The following is a 17770-nucleotide window of genomic DNA, read 5'->3' as shown; positions in this document are numbered from 1 at the left end:
CCCGGTACGGGGTTGCCCGATCAGGCTACTGTCGGCCAGAGTGGACTTACAGTGCGCGGCTGCAGGAACCCCGACATGTCGGAGGAGGAGGCAGCCGCGCCGGCATCGTGTGAGCGAACGGGGGAGGGAACATGGGCGACGAGTGGCTCGTCGACGAACAGATCGACGTCGACATCCAGCAGCTGAAGGATTTCGCGCTGGCCATCCAGAAGGAAATGGAAACCAACTTCCAGCCCAGCTTCGACAACGGCCTGCGCCCCATGCTCACGGTGCAGGCACCGTTCGGCGGAGGCGGGCTCAAGGAGGCGGCGTTCTTCCGGGGCCGGCACGACGAGAGCCGGATGGCCATCTCCAACCTGATGGGCGACGTGATGAAGGGACTCACCGCCCTGAGCGTGGCCGCCATGTCCATCTCGGCGGAGTACCTGACCGGTGACGCGCTGGCCCAGGCCACGAACGAGGACGTCTACAACGCCTTTTCCGCCGTCGGTGGTCAGGACACTCTCGGCGGCCGATGGCAGGAGGGCGCGGAGAACCCAGCGGACTCGGTGCCGGAGGCGGCACGGAACCCGGAGCCGATGAATCCCTACTACGGCATGGACTCCTGCCCGACCGGTGGGCAGAGCGAGGAGACCCCGGAGTGGGCGCAGGCGCAGGTCGTCGGTGAAGGGTCAGGCAGTTACGTGATCCACGGTGACGGCGAACGCATGCACGGCGAAGATCTCCGGCTGAACCAGTCGGATCTCCGGTGACGGTGTCCGGGGCGAGGGCCTGAGGAGCGGGGATGAGCGAGGACTACTACGGCTGGCAGCCGGTCAGCTACCCGATGTACGCCGGGGTGACGGACGACTACGCGGCCGAGCGGGCCGCCGGGGCCACGCCGTACGAGCCCACGGCCTGGGACTCGGTGAACATCGAGCAGATGTGGGAGTACGTCCGCAAGGAGAGTGACGAGCGGACGACAGCGCTCGCCGACATGTGGCGGCGAGCGGCGAGCCTGCTGCAGACCACTCGGGACAACCTCAAACGCCACGCCGACTCCCTGGACGCCCGCTGGCAGTCGCCCGCGGCGCGGGTCTTCATGTCCCGCGTGGGTGCCACGCTGCACTCGCTCGACGAGTGGAAGGAGGTGGCCAGCAACAACGCCACCGGCCTGGACCAGCTCGCCAGCAAGATCGGGACTGCGCAGCGAGAGATGAAGACGCTCTGGGAGGAGTACCGGGCCGCGCAGATCCGGGAGGGGGAGCGCCGGACCAGTGACGAGGGCTTCCAGCCGGTCGACCTCGTCGACTGGGTCCCCGGCGTCACCGGCAACGACGCCAGGTCGTACGAGGACGTGCAGAACGAGTACCACCAGCGCGCCAAGAACATCACCAAGCCGCTGGCGGACCTCTACATCGACGTCTACATCTCCAACATCTCCCGGGGTGGGAAGTTCAAGGGCCCGACGGACGCGGTCATCACCAGTCCGTCCGGCGTGCCCGGCCCGGGCGCTCCGGGAGCGCCCCCGCCCGGCGCACCCGTGAACGGTGCCCCTCCGAACCGTCCGGGCATGCCCAACCGGCCGGACCTGCCGAATCAACCCGGCGCGGGGGACGGGCCGGCCGGGTCGGCACCGCCACCGCCACCCGGCCTTCCGGAGGGCGTCGGTCTCGCCGGTGGCGCCGCCGCGCCGGTCGCCCCACCACCACCGACCGCACCGCCGGTGACCACCGCACCCAACGCCCCGGTGACGCCCGGTCCGGTGGTGCCGCCGGTGGCCCCACCTGGGCCGCGACCGGGCAACCCCGGCCTGGCCACACCGAACTCGGCGCGACCCAACGCACCACGGACCACCCTGCCGGGTGCGGGCGGTGGCCGTGGGCCGGGGCCCAACCGGCCCACGCTGCCCGGTGCCGGCGGTCCGGGCAGCGGGTCCGGGGCACCGGGAGGTGGCCGGCGGGGTGCCGCGCCGAACCGCCCGACCCTGCCCGGCAACACCGGCAGCGGTGCCCCTGGCGGTGGCCGGGGCCGGCCGGGTCTGGGGGGACGACCTGGTGCTTCGACCACCCCACCACCGTCGAGCCCGCGCCTGCCCGGCTCCACCGCCCGCCCCAGCCAGCGCGGCGCCGCCCCTGGGCGTCCCGCCGCACCTCCGCCGAGTCTCGGCGGTCAGCGCGGTGCCGCTCCGGGCACGCCGCCCAAGGCCGGTTCGCCGCTGAGCGGCAAGCCCACAACGGGCAAGCCGGTGACCGGCGGGAGCACCGCCGGCGCCCGGCCCGATCTGAGCGGACGCGCCGGAGCGGGCACCGGCCGACCCGCGCCGACCACCGGGCCGGCTCCCTCGCTGGGTGGTCGACGCGGTGGCCCGACCGCCCCGGCTCCGCGTAAGGGTGCGCCGCGCGACGGCGACCAGGAGACCTGGGAGTACGGCGACGGTGACGACGAACTCTGGGTCACCGATTCGTCAGCCGTCGGCGTCGTGGAGGCCCCGACGGAGCACCGCCCCCGGGAGCAGGGCAGAGCCCTCGGCCAGAGCTGACCGCGTGCGGGCCGGTCACCCAACCCTGGGTGGCCGGCCCGTACCATGCAGTGACCGCCCAACCCGGCCGTCCCGGCTATGACCCACAGAGGAAGGTAGACGGGCATGCGTGTCCTCGCCCGAGCGGTAGCCATCCTGGGGATCTCCGCCGCAAGTGTCCTGGCGCCTCTGGGGCTGCCTGCGGCACCCGCACTCGCCGATTCCATAAGGGACGACTCCTGGCACCTGAAGGCCCTGGAGATACCTGAGATGCACAAGATCACTCAGGGTGAGGGTGTCGTGGTGGCGGTGATCGACACCGGGGTGGACGCGAAGCACCAGGACCTTCGGGACAACGTCCTGCCCGGGGTCGACTTCTACGACGACGATGCCAAGGGCCGGGTCGACCGAGCGAGCCACGGCACCGCCATGGCCTCGCTGATCGCCGGTCACGGTCACGGGCCGGGCAACCGCGACGGTGTGCTCGGCATCGCCCCGAAGGCCAAGATCCTCCCGGTGACCATCAAGAGCGAGCGGAGCTCGCTGATCCAGCCGACCGCCATCGCCGCGGGAATCAACTGGGCGGTCGACCACGGCGCCGACATCATAAACGTCTCGCTGTCCAGCAGCTTCAACGAAGAGTTGAACCGGGCCGTGGAACGGGCCTACCAGCGCAACGTGATCGTCGTCGCCGGTGTCGGCAATCGTAAGGATTCGATCATCGCCAGCCCGGCCTCGCACCGGAGCGCCATGGCTGTCAACGGCACCGACCGCAACGGCAGGATCAGCAAGGAGGCCGCCCTACCGGCCGAACAGGTCGACATCGCCGCGCCGGGCGAGGACATCGTCCACGCCGTCCCCGGCAACAGGTACCACGCCGGGCTCGGCAGCAGTAACAGCACGGCCCTCGTCTCCGGCGCGCTGGCGTTGGTGAAGGCCGAGTATCCGGACCTGAACGGCTACGAGATGTTCCAGCGCCTGCTGGAGACCACTCGCGACGAGGGCGAGCCCGGCCACGACCTGCACTACGGGTGGGGCGCCCTCGACATCCGGCAGGCGTTGACTGGTGAACCGGACGGCCGGGGTACCCGCCGCACCGAGGCCGCACCTGACGATTTTCGTCTGGAGCCGTGGCAGGCCGACCCCCGCGAGCGCGAGGACGGCATCCTGGTCTTCGTGTGGGCTGTGATCATCGCAGTGCTCCTGCTCATCGTCGGCGGGACCGTCGGCACCGTCATGCTGCTACGGGGCCGCGCACGCCAACGTCAGACGGAGTGGGCCGAAGATGATCCGCCGGAGGAGATGTCGGCAGTTCCCGGATCTGTTGCGTCGGCGGCAGGAGGCCCGGCCACGCCCACCGGCAGCACAGGTCAGCCCGCAGACCGGACCGACGACGCGGTCTGGCGACGCCCGCCCGGCTGACCCCACCGCCCCGAGGAGGCATCCATGTCGTCCGCCGCGCCAGCCGGCGAGTCCCCGAACCTCGGCCCGGCCCCGGGTACGCCTCTCGGCCGACCCGGCCCGGCGGCACGCCGTCGACCTCTCGTCGTCACCCTCGCCGTCCTGCTGATGGTGCCCTCGATCGTCATCTGGCTGATCGCCGGGATCGCCTTCTTCCGCGCCATGCTGCGGGCCGAGGGCGATGGGCTGGGCAAGTTCCTGGTGGTGGGCATCGGTGCGGGCGTACTGGCGATCGCGTTGCTTGTGGCGCTGCTCGCCGCCCTCGGGATCCTGATGGCCTGGACCGGCGACAACCCGGCGGGGCTGGCCGTGCCGGCCGGGTTCACCTTCGGGCTCTTCGTCGTCGTCATCGTCACGCTGCTGGCGCAGGGCAAGCTCAGCTACCACCCGACGATGGTCACGCCGTTGGTCGTGGGTGGGCTGGCCGGTGTCTCGCTCGGGCTGATCAAGAGTCCGCAAGCGCGGGCCTGGTTCGCCGGTCGAGGTCGCTGACCGACCGCGAACGCGGCGTCGTGCCCACCCGGGGCGGCCGTCAAAAGATTCTTTGACCCGCTACCGCTCACCGGCAGCCGGCCGGTCAGGCCGGGGACCAGCGGCGGCCGGTGGCGTCGAAGCGGGCCAGTAGCTCGTCGCGGCCGTCCGCGTGCAGGCAGTGCAGCTCGGTGCCGTCAGGTACGACAAGCGACTCCATCCGTGGCTGCCCCTGCCCCCACGCTTCGGGTGTCGCCTCGCCGGGAGGCCAACGCAGCACAGCCACCCACTCGTCGGACTCCTCGAAGGGTGAGCCCTCGCCGAGCAGCCCCAACCGTCGGTACAGCCGCGTCGGTGTGTCGCGTCCCGGTCCGTGCCAGGCGTGCACCAGCCCGGCCGCCCGGTCGTACCCGTCGTCCAGGTAGGACGTCAGGTAGCGGTGCGGGATGACCAGTTGCAGGAGCAGCGGCGCGGCGGGGTCGGGCCCGTCGTCGTCGGTGGATTCCGGTGCCGGACGGTGCACCGGTACGCCCACCGTCGACGGGTCGGCGTACCTGGCCGTGTCGCGGCGCAGTTGCTCCTGCTCAGCCGCCTCGCTGATCACCTGTCGCAGCTCGCCGAGCCAGTCCCGCAACGTCAGCAACGCCTCGCCGGGAAGCGCCGCCGCCAGCGGCGTCTCCGGGTTGAGCAGCAGCTGCCAGGAGAGGTCCGGCCAGTGGTCGGTGAGCTGAAGACTGCTGACCACCACCAGGTCACGATCGCCGAGCGCCTGTCGCAGGCGGGCTTCCGAGCTGAACACGGGCAGGCTGGCCCGGCCCCGCTCGTCGGGGAAGGTCCACCATGGAAACTCCGGATCGGACAGGTCACGCGTCGCCGAACCCGCCGGATCGACCGGCAGCACCAGCTCGGCCCGGAGCAGGGCGGACATCAGGGCGTTCGGGTCCTGCCGCCGGACGGCCTCGCGGAGCGGCCGCTCGGCCTCCACCACCGGCGCGGTCAGGGCCCGAAGCTCCTCGGCGGTCAGTCGGATGCCGATCGGCAGGCCGGCGTTGATCGCCAGCAACCATTCGTCGTCGGGCCACTCGACAGCGATGTCGACAAGACCCGACACCTGGTAACTCACCGATCGGCCGGGCATCCCCGCGGCGATGGCCGCCGGTGAGGTGTACCCGAGCACGTGGGTGACGCCCTCGTGCTGGGCGGTCGGCCACGCCATCGGCTCCCGTCCGGCCGCCGCAGCCGGCGACACGGGCAGCAGCAGCGGACCGGCGACCAGCTCGGTGAGGAATCCTTCCCGGTCGTCGGCCTCGACGGCGGTCAGCAACGCCCGCTCAGCGGCCGTGGTCGGCTGCCAGCCGGTCACCAGGTGCCGTCCGCGCGTACCCGTGCTGGTCGACGGCCCAGCACCAGCGTGGTGAGTGCCTCGTCGAGATCGGCGCCGAGGAACCAGTCACCCGTGTGGTCCAGCACGAACACCCGGCCATGCTCGTCGAGAGCCAGGATGCCGGTGCCGTCGCCCTCCTCGCCCAGCGGGCTCAGCGGCGCGCCGATCGCCTCGGCCAGCTCGGCGAGGGTCTCCACCGAGTGCCGTACCAGGAACGGATCGAGATGGAAGTCGCTCGGTGCGAGCTGCTCGCCCTCGCCCTGCGGTCGCACCCGCAGCCCACCGAACTCGGCGTACGCCTCGATCGCCCGGGCGGTGACGGTGTGCTGACGGCCGCCGGGCGTGGCGTGCGCGGCGATCCGCAGCCCCCACTCACGGCCCCGACTCTCGTCGACGCGGTCGGGCGACCACCCGGCGGCGGCGAGGGTCTGCGCCACCAGGGGCGGAAAGCGTTCGCTCATGCCAGCGCCTCCACACCGAACCAGTCCAGCAGGGCGGCACAGGAGCGGCAGGGCGGTTGAACCTCGCCGTGGCGCGGGTCACCCTCCTCGCGTACCCGGGTCACCCGGATCTTCGCGCCCCAGAGCAGGGCGCGGGACCGGGCGGCGTCGAGCGGCGGCCCCCCGGCCTCGGCGGCGTAGAGCCGGTCGGAGATCAGCACCGCCTCGGCGCACCAGCCGGTGTAGCGCTCACGCTGCTCGGCGGGGAGCCCGTGCAGGAAACGCCGCACCACCGGATGCAGGTCGGGGGCCAGATCGCCACGTACCGAGGTGTGCGTGTGGACGGTGCCGTCGGCCAGTAGGGCACCGGCCGCCAGCGGCAGCATCCGTGGCTGCGCCATCCGTCCTCCCGCACGTCGAAAGGGGACCATCGGCGAGGGTTTCGCCAGCCCCGCACGCGAGCCTAACCGTCGTCGCCCGTCCGGCGGGTGGTGCGTCGGGGTACCACTGGCATCGAGGGGCTCACACCACCTCGACCGCCTGGGATATCGTCGGTCCAGCCCCCTCTTCGCCGTCCAGAGCCGGAGCCATGACGCGCACCCTTCTCGTCTCCCCGGATCAGCCCGGTGCCTACCCGTCCATCGGGGAGGCGCTGGCGGTGGCCAGCGACGACACGGTCGTCTCGGTCAGCCCCGGCACCTACCACGAGGCCCTGTTCGTCAACGACCGTGGTGTCAGCGTGGTCGCGGCACAGGGCCCGGGAACGGTCACCATCGACGCATCCTCCGGGACGTACCCGACGGTGTCCTGCAACTCGGGCCGGCTGGAGCTGCGCGACCTGACCCTCAAGGCGGGTGACGCGCCGGTCGTGGTGGCGGACCGGGCGAAGATCACCATGACCGGCTGCGAGTTGAGCGCCGGCTTCGGCGCGGCGATCCAGATCGCCGGCCGCTCGGAGTTCACGCTGAGCCGCTGCCGGGTGACCGGCGGGCGGTACGGCCTGGTGGTGGAGGACTCCGACGGCAGCGTCGAGGGCTGCGAGTTCACCGACCTCAGCGAGGACGGCATCATCGTCCGGATCGGCGCGGCCCCGACCATCCGCACCAGCACGGTGACCCGCTGCGGCAACCGTGGCATCTACGTCTACCAGTACGGTCGGCCCACCATCGAGACCTGCGACATCTCCCAGACCGGGCAGGCCGGCGTGGCGGTGGTCCACCAGAGCGCTCCGGTGCTGCGTCGCTGCCGGATCCGCGACACCCGCGGCCCGGCGGTCTCCTTCGCCCGCGGATGCCGAGGCACCGTCGAGGAGTGCACCACGGAGAACACAGGCGATCCGGCGATCGAGATCGCCGAGGGTGCCGAGCCGACGATCGTCGAGGGCACCGTCAACCGGAAGGCCGCCTTCGGTGCCGACGCCGCCCGCGCCACCACCGGTCAGGACGCCGCCCGGGTGGAGAAGCTGCTGGCCGAGCTGGCGGCGATGGTCGGCCTGGAGTCGGTGAAGGACGAGGTCCGCGCCCTCATCGACGAGATCCAGGTCAACGAGTGGCGACGCAGCGCCGGGCTGCCCGTCGGCGCGGTCAGCCACCACCTGATCTTCGCGGGTGCCCCCGGTACCGGTAAGACCACTGTGGCACGCATCTACGGTGACCTGCTGGCGGCGTTGGGCGCACTACCCGGCGGAGCCTTCCGCGAGGTCTCCCGACGTGACCTGGTCGGCCAGTACATCGGCCATACCGCCGAGAAGACCGCTGCGGCGTTCGAGCTGGCGCGGGGCGGCGTGCTCTTCATCGACGAGGCGTACACGCTGTCCCGGTCGTCGGGCACCGGCGGCGACTTCGGCCAGGAGGCCATCGACACGCTTGTCAAGTTGATGGAGGACCACCGCGACGAGATCGCGGTGATCGCGGCCGGTTACACCGGCGAGATGCTGCAGTTCCTCGATGCCAACCCTGGTCTGGCCTCCCGCTTCGCCAAGACTGTGGAGTTCGGCAACTACTCACCGGAGCAGTTGGTGGTCATCGTGGAGCGGATGGCCGGCGGCGACGAGTATCTGCTCGCCGACGGCGTCTCCGAGGTGCTCCGCGAGCACTTCGGAGCCATCGAACGGGACCAGAACTTCGGCAACGCCCGCGAGGCACGCAAGCTCTTCGAGGGCGTCCGCAAGACGCAGGCGCAGCGGTTGCGGCAGTCCGGCCAACGCCCGAGCCTCGACGAGTTGCGGACCGTGACCGTGGCCGACGTCCGCGCCGCGATCGGGCGATGACGATGCCGCGCCGGTCAGGGAGGGACGTGCGGTGACGCATCCGGGTGCGGCCCAGCCGGGCGAGCCGGGTTGGCAGCATCACCCGGGGGCGGCGGCACCGCCGCCACAGCAGCGCGCGACGCAGCCCCAGCAGCAGGGTGCGGCACCGGCGCCGACACTCGGCGGGGCCGGCCCGGGCCACACCTGGGCGACGCAGCGCGGGCAGGGGCGGGCGACCGTCGGCACCGCGTACACCAGTCAGGCCGCCGCGGCGTCGGCCGCCGTTACCGCGCCCGCCGCCCGGGCACCGCAGAGCCGCGTCGTCCCGCAGGCCACGGCCGCACCGGCACGACAGCCCGTCGCCGAGGTCGCGGCCGCGGCGGCCGAGGCCGTTCCGGTGGTACGCCCACACCGGCGGCAGCCCCGCGTCGCTGGGATCCACCTGGCCCAACTCGTGGCCTGGCAGGCTGGCGCGGCGGCGGTGCTGGCGGCCAGCCCGCACGGCATGCCGCTGACCGTCGCCGTGGCCGCCGTCACGGTGCTGCTGCTCTCCCCCACTGTGGTGCGCCACCGGGGCCGCTGGCTGCACCAGTGGCTGGCCGTGTGGTGGTCGTACCGGGGGCGGAGCCGACAGCTGATCGATGTCGGCTCCGACAGCCCCTGGCAGCTGCTCAGCCACCTGGAGCGCACCGTCGAGCTGGATCAGGTCGAGATCGACGACCAGCCGGCCGTGCTGCTGACCCACCGGGGCGGGCTCAGCGCCGTGCTGGAGGTCGACCCGACCGAGGGCGCGCTGCTCATGGGCGCACCGCAGGCCCTGCCGTCGCCTGTGGCGTTGCTGCCGGCCGCCGACCCGAAGACACCTGTGGTGACGGTCCAGGTGCTGATCCAGGTGACCCCGGCGCCACGCGCCCGCGCGGCGGCGGTCGACCGTGCGTACCGCGAACTGACGAACGGTGGTGTCCCGGCCAGCCGGCAGGCGTGGGTGGTGCTCCACGCTCCGCGTACCCCTGATTTCCACGCCGACCGCGACCTGCGGCCGGCCCTCACCGCGGCGATCCGCCGGACCCGACGGCAGCTCCGGCAGGAACGGGCGACGGCCCGCCTGCTCAATCGCGACGAGGTGCTCACCGCGGTCGCCCAGCTGACCCATCTCACGGGCGGCGTGGTGGGCACCGACCGGCCGTTGGCCCGGGAAGGCTGGCGCAGCATGTCGGTGCAGGGCGTCCCGCAGAGCTGTCATCGGTTGCTCGCCTGGCCCAGCCGGGCCTGGGAACTGGACCCGCTGCTGCGCGGGCTGCCGGCCGCGGCCGGTGTGGTGTCCATTTCGGTGGCTCGGGAGAGTGGTCGACCGGGTGACGACGACGCCCTGGTGGAGGTGGCGTTCCGGCTCATCGGTGCCGACCCGGCCGCGCTGGCCGCCGCCGATCAGGCCCTCGACCAGGCGATCCGCGATCACGGGGGTCGCCTGCAGCGACTCGACGGTGAGCACGCCCACGGCGTGGCCGCCACCCTGCCGTTGGGAGGCTTCCTACGGTGAACAGCGTCTCCTTTCCCGGTAGCCGGATGGGGCTGCACGTAGCGGACGGTGCCGCAGTCGCCGGTCTACGACTTGTGGCCGGTGGCGGCGGGCTGGTCGTCGGCCGCAACCGTCAGCAGGAGCCGGTGGGGTTGCGGGTGTTCCGGGCCGAGCCGACCCGGCTGATGCTTACCGGCGGCGTACGCGCGGCTGAACTGCTCGCCTTCCGGTCCCTGGCGTTGGGCGCCCGGCTGTTCATTCAGACCGCCCGGGAGCAGGAGTGGGACGCCTTCCTGAGGCGCTGCGTGATCGGTCGGGAGATCGCCTCGTTCCTGCCGCCAGGTGTCGCTCCTCCGGTGCCGGCCACGCCTACCGAACCCCAGCTCGTGGTGATCGACACCGGCCCGGTGACCGGGCCGGACACCAATCTCAGCGCACCCTGGCGGGCCACCCTGGTGATCCGCGACGATCTGGCCGGGTGGGATGTCGAGGTGCTGGTACGCAGCGACATCGTGGTGCTTCAGCGGCTCACCGAGGCCGAGGCGGCCACCGCCGCGAACGCCCTCGGTCTGGCCAGCGTGCAGAGCTGGTTCACCCAGTTGCATCCGGAGATGGTCGGTCTGATCACCAAGGGCCGGGTGCAGTGGGTGATGCTCAGCATGACCGGCACCGAACGCCAGCTGATCGGCCCGGTCGCCCGGGGCGGCTGACCGCGACCGCTGCTCAGTCGGCGGTCAGTGCTCTGGCCAGGATCCGGGCGAACCGGGGCAGAAGCTCGGTGTCCGGCAGGTGATCCGGGTTGATTTCGGTGACCGAGAGCCCTGCAAAACGCGGGCTGGCCACGAGGGTGGCGAGCGTGGTCGACGCCTCCTCCAGGGTGAGCCCGGCCGGCTCGGGCACATCGGCAAGCGGGGCCTCGACGAAATTGAGTACGTCGACGTCGAAGTGGACCACGAACGACCCGGCGGCGGCCTCGGCGGCAGCCCGCGCCCGCTGGGCAGCCGCGACCGGATCATCATGCACCTCGCTCGCCGGCACGTACGCGATGCCGAGCGCGGCCACCAGGTCGTACTCGTGGTCGCCGGGGGGAAGTGAGTCGCCGTAGACGACCACTCGCTCAGGGGTCAGCAGCGGCACCACCCCGCCGACCGCGGCGACCTCGGGCAGTGTCCCCGGCAACCCGAGCAGGTGTGCCAGACCCATCGCGTCCAGGTTGCCGTTCTGCCTGGTCAGCGGCGTGTATAGATCCGGTCCCCCGTCGACGTAGACGAGCGCCACAGGTGAGCCCGCGCGCTCGTGGCCGGCTACCAGGCCCAGTGTCACGGTGCAGTCGCCACCGAGGACCAGCGGTGCGCGACCTCGGCGTACCGACGCCTCGACCCGGTGCGCGACGTCCGTCGCGACCCGGCGCACCTCGGCGGCGTTCTGGCCGTCGGGTCGGGCCGGGTCGGGCCGCCATCGGAACGGCCGCACGTCACCCGTGTCGTCGACCTCGACGGCCTGCCGCAGCAGTTCCACCAGGCCGGCTTCGCGGAGAGCGGCAGGTGCCTGCTCCACCCCGGGAGTGTGCGCCCCGGCGCTCGACGGGGCCCCGATGACGTCCCAGAGCACGACCATGCCCTCATCATCACCCAGCGCTACGACAGCGGGGTGGCCGGCGGCTCAGATCCCGGTCATTGCCGCATTGGTACACCCGGCGGCTCCCCCCTGGACACCGGTGCCGCTTATCCTCCGACGGTCTACTCCCTTCGGAGGCCGCATACATGCAGCGCACAAGAAGTACACGACTACTCACAATCCCGGGCGTACTGGTCACCGCCACCACGCTCATCCTCTCCAGCGGCACCACCGCCTTCGCGGACCCGGTGCCGACGACGCCGTTCATCAGTGAGATCCACTACGACAACGTCGGCACGGACACCGGTGAGGCGATCGAGATCGAGGCCCCCGTCGGCTTCGACCTGACCGGCTGGCAGATCATCCTCTACAACGGCGCCAACGGCTCGGCGTACGGCACCAGGACGTTGAGTGGTGCGGTGCCGGCCGCCGGTGTGGTCGTCGAGTCGTACCCGACCGACGGCATCCAGAACGGGGCACCCGACGGCGTCGCGCTCGTCGCGCCCGGTGGTGACGTCGCCGAGTTCCTGACCTACGAGGGCACCTTCACCGCGGTGGGCGGGGCGGCGAACGGCCGGACCGGTGTCGACATCGGCGTGCAGGAGACCGCGTCCACCCCGGCGGGCCACTCGCTCCAGAAGATCGAGGGGAGCTGGCAGGCAGCGGCCCCGAACACCTTCGGGGTCCGCAACGCCGCGTCGGACCCCGACCCTGATCCGACCGGCTGCACCGTCACCGTCGACCACACGATCGCCGAGGTGCAGGGCAGCGGTGCCGCCACGCCTGTGGCCGGCAGCCGGGTGACAGTGGAGGGCATCGTCACCGCCGACCACCGCACCGGTGGTTACAACGGCGTGTACGTGCAGACGGCCGGCAGCGGTGCGGAGCGACAGGTCGCCGCCGGAACCGCCTCGGACGGCATCTTCGTGTACCTCACCACGAACACCGCGAACCACCCGACTGTCGCGATCGGCGACCGGGTACGGGTCAGCGGCACGGCGAGCGAGTTCAACGGTCTCACCCAGCTGACCATCGCGGCCCGGACCGACGTCCAGGTCTGTGCGCAGGGCGCACCGCTGCCGACGCCGGTCCCGGTCGAGTTCCCGCTGGACGAGGCGGCTCGCGAGTCGGTCGAGTCGATGCTGGTGGCGCCGGTCGGCGCGTACGCCGTCTCCGAGGTGTACAACACCAACAGGTACGGCGAGGTGGCGATCTCCGCCGGTGACCAGCCGGCCCGGACGCCCACCGACGTGGCCCGTCCCGGCTCGGACACCGCCCAGGCGCTGGCTGCCGAGAACAAGCTGCGTCGCCTGCTCGTGGATGACGGCCGGACGACGAACCTGGCCACCGCCGGGCTGCTGCCGCCGTACGTCTCGCCGACCAGCCCGCTGCGGGTCGGTGACTCGGTGGAGGCGTTCGGTCCGTCGGTGCTCTCGTACGGCTTCAACGAGTGGCGCCTGCAGCCCACCCGCCCGGTCGACGCGGACACCTCGCCGGCCGACCGGACCACATTCAAGACCACGAACCCGCGTACCGCCGGCCCCGTCGACGTCGGTGGCGACCTGCGGGTGGCCAGCTTCAACGTGCTGAACTACTTCGTCCACTTCGGTGGCGACGCCCGGGGTGCCGCCGACGAGGCGGCGCTGGCCAAGCAGGAGGCGAAGATCGTTTCGGCGATCAGTGCGCTGAACGCCGACGTGGTGGCGCTGGAGGAGATCGAGAACTCGGTCCGGTTCGACACCGAGGACCCGCAGCAGGCACTCAAGCGCCTGGTCGCCGCCCTGAACAGCGAGGACGGCGCGGGCACCTGGGACTACGTCCGTACTCCGGCCGACCTGCCCGGCGCGGCCGAGCAGGATGTCATCACCACCGCGATCATCTTCAAGCCGGCCAAGGCGCAGCCGAAGGGCCCGTCGCGGTCGGTGAACGACGAGACCGTGTGGTTCAACGCCCGCGAGCCCATCGCGCAGACGTTCACCGCCGGCTCGGTGGACTTCATCGTGGTGGCCAACCACTTCAAGTCCAAGAGCGGTGCCGGCACCGGCGACAACGCCGACGCCGGGGACGGCCAGGGCGGTTGGAACGGCGACCGGGTCCGGCAGGCCACCGCGCTGGCGACCTTCGTGGACCAGGTCAAGGCGGCCAGCGGCACCGACAACGTGCTGCTGCTGGGTGACTTCAACGCGTACACCCAGGAGGACCCGATGCAGGTCCTCTACGGCAGGGACTACCGCAACCTCAACGACACCGGGAAGACCAGCTACGTCTTCAACGGCGAGTCCGGCTCGCTCGACCACGCGCTCGCCTCGCCGTCGCTGGCGTCGCGGGTCACCGGGGTCGACGTGTGGCAGATCAACGCGGTCGAGTCGTACGCCTTCCAGTACGACGGCCTGGCCGCGTTCTTCGCCCCGGACCCGTACCGGGCCAGCGACCACAACCCGCTGGTGGTGGGCATCGACACCGGGGCCGCATCCGGTCCGGTGGACCTCCAACTGCTGAGCATCAACGACTTCCACGGCCGGCTGGAGTCACCGGCCACCGTGGGTGGTCAGCCGGTCGGCGGTGCTGCCCAGCTCGCCGGGCTGGTGGGTCAACTGCGGGCGGAGAACCCGAACACCGCGTTCGTCTCCGCCGGTGACAACATCGGCGCCTCCACCTTCATCTCGGCGATCGACGACGACAACCCGACGATCGACGCGTTGAACCAGATGGGTCTGACCACCTCGGCGGTGGGCAACCACGAGTTCGACAAGGGCATGGCGGACCTGACCGGCCGAGTGACCGAGCGGGCCGACTTCCCGCACCTGGGCGCGAACGTGTACCGGGGTGACGAGCGGGCACTGCCGGCGTACTCGGTGCACACCATCGGCGGCGTCCAGGTCGGCTTCGTCGGCGTGGTCACCGAGCAGACCGGCTCGCTCGTCAACCCGGACGGCATCGCCGGGATCACCTTCCGGGAGCCGGTCGCCGAGGCCGACGCCGTGGCACGCCAGCTCAAGGACGGCGACCCGGCCAACGGCGAGGCCGATCTGGTGGTGCTGCTGGCGCACGAGGGTGCCGCGACGGAGAACATCGACTCGCCCGAGGCGTTGGCGAACGACCCGGTCTTCGGCAAGTTCACCCGGGCCGACGCCAGCATCGACGTCATCTTCAGCGGGCACACCCACCAGCCGTACGCCTTCGAGGTGCCGATTCCCGGCACCGACAAGCTGCGGCCGATCGTCCAGGCCGAGGACTACGGCAAGCGCCTGGGCAAGGTCACGCTCACCTTCGACCCGGAGTCGGGGTCGGTGACCTCCGCCGACGCGTCCCTGGTGGATGTCGTCGGTGCTCCGCAGGACCCGGCGGTGGCGGAGATCGTGGCCGCGGCGAAGGTCCGGGCGCAGGAGTTGGGCCAGCGCAAGCTCGGTGAGATCACCGCCGACATCCGGCGGGCCTACACCGACGGCAACGAGGATCGGGGCAAGGAGTCGGCGCTTGGCAACTTCATCGCCGACGTGCAGCTCGCCGGCACCCGTGACGCCGGTCGGGGCGGGGCGCAGATCGCGTTCATGAACCCGGGCGGACTGCGGGCCGACCTGCTGTACGGGGACGACGGCACGGTCACCTACGCCGAGGCCTTCGCCGTCCAGCCGTTCGCCAACGACGTGGTCACCAAGACCTACACCGGGGCGGAGATCAAGCAGGTGCTGGAGCAGCAGTGGCAGCCGGCTGGCGCGTCCCGCCCGGTGCTGTGGCTCGGCGTGTCGGAGGGCTTCAGCTACACCTACGACCCGCAGGCCGCCCAGGGCTCACGGATCACCTCGATGCGGTTGAACGGCACGCCTGTCGATCCGACTGGCAGCTACCGGGTCACGGTGAACTCGTTCCTCGCCGCCGGCGGGGACAACTTCACAGCGCTCGGCGGCGGCACCGACCCGGTGACCACCGGCGACAACGACCTCACCATGCTGGTGAGCTACTTCGCCGCCAACTCGCCGGTGACGGCGGACACCGAGCCGCGATCGTCGATCGGTCAGGGCGGGCCGGAGTGCACCACCACGATCACCGGCAAGCACTCCCGGCCGCTGCTCGTGACCGCCGGCCTGACCTGCGTGGACAACGCCACGATCGCCGGTCCGGTGTCGATCGCCGCGGGGGCGTCCCTGCGGGTGACCGGCGGCACCATCAACGGCCCGGTCTCCGCCACCCGGCCGGTGCTGTTCGAGTTGTCGGGCACGAAGGTCTCCGGTCCGGTCACGGTGGCCGGCGCCACCGGCGATCTGAAGATCAGCAAGGCTCGGATCAACGGGCCGGTGACGCTTGTCGCCAACCTCGGTGGGGTGCGGTTCGACGAGGTCACCGTCAGCGGCCCGGTGAGTGTGACAGGCAACTCCGGCAGCCAGCCGGTGGTCGTCGCCGCGAACACCGTCAGCGGGCCACTGGCCTGCTCGGGCAACACGCCGGCCCCGGTGAACGAGGGTCGGGCGAACACGGTGCGGGGCCCGGCGTCGGGTCAGTGCGCGCGCCTGTGACAGGTAGCTGACAACGCCGGTCCGCGGTCGGAGCAGTCCGACCGCGGACCGGCCCACCTGTCGGTGGAGGTCCCACCCGACTGGGCGTTACATACCCCCCGGGGTATATTCGGAGACAGGTACCGGATCGGGACGGCATCTCCGCACCCCGACCGGGTAAGCCACCCGCTGGAGACGAGCTATCGAGGAGTTGGACATGACGGTGCAGGTGTCGGTCATCACGACGTCGTCCCTCGGCGACCGCAGCTACCTGATCTCCGACGGCCGGGTGGCGGTCGTAGTGGACCCGCAGCGGGACGTCGACCGGGTGCTGTATCTCGCCGGTGCGGCAGGTGTGCGGATCACCCACGTGGTCGAGACGCACCTGCACAACGACTACGTCTCCGGCGGGCTGGATCTGGTCCGGCTCACCGGGGCGCGTTACCTGGTCGCCGCCGCCGACGCTGTCGATTTCGACCGCGTACCGGTTCGCGACGGCGACGTCATCGAGGTGTCGGAGGCGCTGCGGCTGCGGGCCGTGGCCACCCCGGGCCACACCTTCCACCACCTGTCGTACGTGGTCGACGAGGCGATCGAGGGTGACTGGGCACCGGTGGGGGTCTGCACCGGAGGGTCGCTGCTGTTCGGCACCACCGGCCGCACCGACCTCCTCGGTGCGGAGCACGCGCACGAGCTTGCCCGCCGGCAGCACACCTCGGCGAAGCGGCTCGCCGACCTGCTGCCCGACGGGGCGCAGGTGTGGCCGACCCACGGTTTCGGCAGCTTCTGCTCGGCCAGCCAGGCCGACGCCCCGGACTCCACCATCGGTCGGGAGAAGCAGGTGAACCCGGTCTTCCGGTTGGCCGCAACCGAGTTCGTCACCGAGACCCTGGCCGGTCTGGACGCCTATCCGGCGTACTACGCGCACATGGGGGTGGCCAACACCGCAGGCCCGGTGCCGGTGGACCTCAGCCCGGTGGCGCGGGCCGACGCCGCGCACCTGAGGGACCGCATCGCCGCCGGGGAGTGGGTGGTCGACCTGCGGCATCGCAAGGCGTACGCCGTCTCCCACCTGGCCGGCACGGTGAGCCTCGGCCTGGACGGCCCGATGGCGACCTGGCTCGGCTGGCTGATCGACTGGGGCACCCCTGTCACGTTGCTGGCCGAGACGCCCGAGCAGGTCGCCGACGCCCAGCGCGAGTTGGTCCGGATCGGCATCGACAGGCCCGCCGCCCAGGCGACAGGCACTCCCCGCCAATGGGCGGACGGACCCACCGACCTGCGGGAGCTGCTCGTCGCGGACTTCCCGGCGCTGGCCGCCGCGCAGGCCGGGAACCCGCCGGCCGGGCTGCCCGCACCGCAGGTGGTCCTCGACGTGCGGCTGGGCAACGAGTGGCGGAACGGTCATGTCGACGGTGCCGTGCACGTACCGCTGCCCGAGCTGCCCCGCCGGCTGGCCGACATCCCGGACGGCACGGTCTGGGTGCACTGCGGCTCCGGCTACCGGGCCGCCCTCGCCGCCTCTCTGTTGGCCAACGCCGGCCGCGACGTGGTGCTCGTCAACGACCTCTTCGAGCACGCCGAACCGGCAGGCGTACGGCTGGACCGCGCCGGCTGACCGCTCGCCGGCCAGGGTG

Annotated in this window: 13 protein-coding genes; 9 read left to right on the top strand and 4 right to left on the bottom strand. The window is 71.7% G+C overall.

Annotated features, from left to right (window positions below):
• Nucleotides 1–131: 131 nt before the first annotated feature.
• The 4 genes from Van01_RS18755 to Van01_RS18740 all read left to right on the top strand — a co-directional run bounded on the left by Van01_RS18755 (nt 132) and on the right by Van01_RS18740 (nt 4453).
• Nucleotides 132–752 (top strand): hypothetical protein, encoded by a 621-nt coding sequence (locus Van01_RS18755; protein WP_204008880.1) that lies wholly within the window; start codon nt 132–134, stop codon nt 750–752.
• Between the two features lie 32 nt (nt 753–784).
• The gene (locus Van01_RS18750) at nt 785–2521 is read left to right on the top strand and encodes a WXG100 family type VII secretion target (protein WP_204008877.1); all 1737 of its coding nucleotides are present in this window, start codon (nt 785–787) and stop codon (nt 2519–2521) included.
• A gap of 105 nt (nt 2522–2626) precedes the next feature.
• Complete coding sequence (gene mycP / locus Van01_RS18745) at nt 2627–3922, top strand: type VII secretion-associated serine protease mycosin (protein ID WP_204008875.1); 1296 nt, start codon at nt 2627–2629, stop codon at nt 3920–3922.
• Nucleotides 3923–3946: 24 nt separating this feature from the next.
• Nucleotides 3947–4453 carry a hypothetical protein gene (locus Van01_RS18740; protein ID WP_204008865.1) on the top strand — a complete coding sequence of 169 codons (507 nt, stop codon included), beginning with the start codon at nt 3947–3949 and terminating at the stop codon, nt 4451–4453.
• Between the two features lie 85 nt (nt 4454–4538).
• On the opposite strand, the gene Van01_RS18735 is transcribed toward Van01_RS18740, so the two are convergent.
• From Van01_RS18735 to Van01_RS18725, 3 genes are read right to left on the bottom strand one after another with little or no spacing between them, the layout of a single operon-like run.
• The gene (locus Van01_RS18735) at nt 4539–5798 is read right to left on the bottom strand and encodes an SseB family protein (RefSeq protein ID WP_204008953.1); all 1260 of its coding nucleotides are present in this window, start codon (nt 5796–5798) and stop codon (nt 4539–4541) included.
• The gene (locus Van01_RS18730) at nt 5792–6277 is read right to left on the bottom strand and encodes an SUKH-3 domain-containing protein (protein WP_204008863.1); all 486 of its coding nucleotides are present in this window, start codon (nt 6275–6277) and stop codon (nt 5792–5794) included. The genes Van01_RS18735 and Van01_RS18730 overlap by 7 nt, the downstream gene beginning before the upstream one ends.
• Nucleotides 6274–6657, bottom strand: a complete 384-nt coding sequence (locus Van01_RS18725; RefSeq protein ID WP_204008860.1) for a YwqJ-related putative deaminase — start codon at nt 6655–6657, stop codon at nt 6274–6276. Before Van01_RS18725 ends, Van01_RS18730 begins: the two co-directional genes overlap by 4 nt.
• A gap of 188 nt (nt 6658–6845) precedes the next feature.
• On the opposite strand from Van01_RS18725, the gene Van01_RS18720 reads away from it, so the two are divergent.
• Genes Van01_RS18720 through Van01_RS18710 form a run of 3 tightly spaced genes read left to right on the top strand, consistent with a single transcriptional unit; the run spans nt 6846 to nt 10733 of the window.
• Nucleotides 6846–8525, top strand: coding sequence for a right-handed parallel beta-helix repeat-containing protein (locus Van01_RS18720; protein WP_204008857.1), 1680 nt, complete (start codon nt 6846–6848; stop codon nt 8523–8525).
• 31 nt (nt 8526–8556) lie between these two features.
• Nucleotides 8557–10044 (top strand): type VII secretion protein EccE, encoded by a 1488-nt coding sequence (eccE, locus tag Van01_RS18715; protein ID WP_204008855.1) that lies wholly within the window; start codon nt 8557–8559, stop codon nt 10042–10044.
• Nucleotides 10041–10733, top strand: coding sequence for a hypothetical protein (locus Van01_RS18710; RefSeq protein WP_204008845.1), 693 nt, complete (start codon nt 10041–10043; stop codon nt 10731–10733). Before eccE ends, Van01_RS18710 begins: the two co-directional genes overlap by 4 nt.
• Nucleotides 10734–10746: 13 nt before the next feature.
• On the opposite strand, the gene Van01_RS18705 is transcribed toward Van01_RS18710, so the two are convergent.
• Entirely contained in the window at nt 10747–11640 is an 894-nt protein-coding gene (locus Van01_RS18705; protein WP_204008843.1) for an arginase family protein, read from the bottom strand.
• A 146-nt stretch (nt 11641–11786) separates the two neighbouring features.
• Between Van01_RS18705 and Van01_RS18700 the strand changes: the two genes are divergently transcribed.
• Both Van01_RS18700 and Van01_RS18695 read left to right on the top strand, forming a co-directional pair.
• On the top strand, nt 11787–16154 hold the full coding sequence (locus tag Van01_RS18700) for an ExeM/NucH family extracellular endonuclease (protein WP_239099154.1): 4368 nt from the start codon (nt 11787–11789) through the stop codon (nt 16152–16154).
• Between the two features lie 196 nt (nt 16155–16350).
• The gene (locus tag Van01_RS18695) at nt 16351–17751 is read left to right on the top strand and encodes an MBL fold metallo-hydrolase (RefSeq protein ID WP_204008841.1); all 1401 of its coding nucleotides are present in this window, start codon (nt 16351–16353) and stop codon (nt 17749–17751) included.
• Nucleotides 17752–17770: the final 19 nt, after the last annotated feature.

The sequence above is a fragment of the Micromonospora andamanensis genome (assembly GCF_016863495.1).
In the GTDB taxonomy this organism is placed as follows: Bacteria; Actinomycetota; Actinomycetes; order Mycobacteriales; family Micromonosporaceae; genus Micromonospora; species Micromonospora andamanensis.
Note: the sequence above shows the minus strand (reverse complement) of the source record. Positions and strands in the feature narration are given on the sequence as shown.

Bases quoted from the DNA above. Each gene is read 5' to 3' on its own strand.
- Van01_RS18755 (WP_204008880.1), top strand. From the start codon at position 132: ATGGGCGACGAGTGGCTCGTCGACGAACAGATCGACGTCGACATCCAG.
- Van01_RS18750 (WP_204008877.1), top strand. From the start codon at position 785: ATGAGCGAGGACTACTACGGCTGGCAGCCGGTCAGCTACCCGATGTAC.
- mycP (WP_204008875.1), top strand. From the start codon at position 2,627: ATGCGTGTCCTCGCCCGAGCGGTAGCCATCCTGGGGATCTCCGCCGCA.
- Van01_RS18740 (WP_204008865.1), top strand. From the start codon at position 3,947: ATGTCGTCCGCCGCGCCAGCCGGCGAGTCCCCGAACCTCGGCCCGGCC.
- Van01_RS18730 (WP_204008863.1), bottom strand. From the start codon at position 6,277: ATGAGCGAACGCTTTCCGCCCCTGGTGGCGCAGACCCTCGCCGCCGCC.
- Van01_RS18725 (WP_204008860.1), bottom strand. From the start codon at position 6,657: ATGGCGCAGCCACGGATGCTGCCGCTGGCGGCCGGTGCCCTACTGGCC.
- Van01_RS18720 (WP_204008857.1), top strand. From the start codon at position 6,846: ATGACGCGCACCCTTCTCGTCTCCCCGGATCAGCCCGGTGCCTACCCG.
- Van01_RS18705 (WP_204008843.1), bottom strand. From the start codon at position 11,640: ATGGTCGTGCTCTGGGACGTCATCGGGGCCCCGTCGAGCGCCGGGGCG.
- Van01_RS18700 (WP_239099154.1), top strand. From the start codon at position 11,787: ATGCAGCGCACAAGAAGTACACGACTACTCACAATCCCGGGCGTACTG.
- Van01_RS18695 (WP_204008841.1), top strand. From the start codon at position 16,351: ATGACGGTGCAGGTGTCGGTCATCACGACGTCGTCCCTCGGCGACCGC.